1 protein-coding gene is annotated in these 476 nt (G+C 72.5%); it reads left to right on the forward strand.

Features of this window, described 5'->3' with window-relative positions:
- On the forward strand, window positions 1-476 hold a 476-nt coding region (locus tag FDO69_RS40965), incomplete at its 3' end, for an aldehyde dehydrogenase family protein (RefSeq protein WP_138430336.1).

Here is a 476-nt window from a genome sequence, read left to right on the forward strand (position 1 = left end):
ATGACTGTCGTCCGTGATGTTCCCAAGCAGCTGTTCATCGGTGGTGGCTGGCAGGACGCGGAGTCCGGCCGGACCCTGCCGGTCGACAACCCGGCCACCGGCGAAGAGCTCTGCCGGGTCGCCGACGCCTCACCGGCCGACGGACAGCGCGCCGTCGAGGCCGCGGTCGCCGCCCAGCCGGCCTGGGCCGCCACCGCGCCCCGGGTGCGCAGCGAGATCCTGCGCCGCGCCTACGACCTGATCATCGCGCGCACCGAGGACCTCGCGCTGCTGATGACGCTGGAGATGGGCAAGCCCCTGGCCGAGGCGCGTGCCGAGGTCGCCTACGGAGCGGAGTTCTTCCGCTGGTTCTCCGAGGAGGCCGTCCGTGTCGACGGCGGCCTGATGACCGCGCCGGACGGCAGGAACCGTCTCCTGGTCACCCGTCAGCCGGTCGGCCCCTGCCTGCTGATCACCCCGTGGAACTTCCCCCTGGC

The sequence above is a fragment of the Streptomyces tibetensis genome, assembly GCF_007655005.1.
In the GTDB taxonomy this organism is placed as follows: Bacteria; Actinomycetota; Actinomycetes; order Streptomycetales; family Streptomycetaceae; genus Streptomyces; species Streptomyces tibetensis.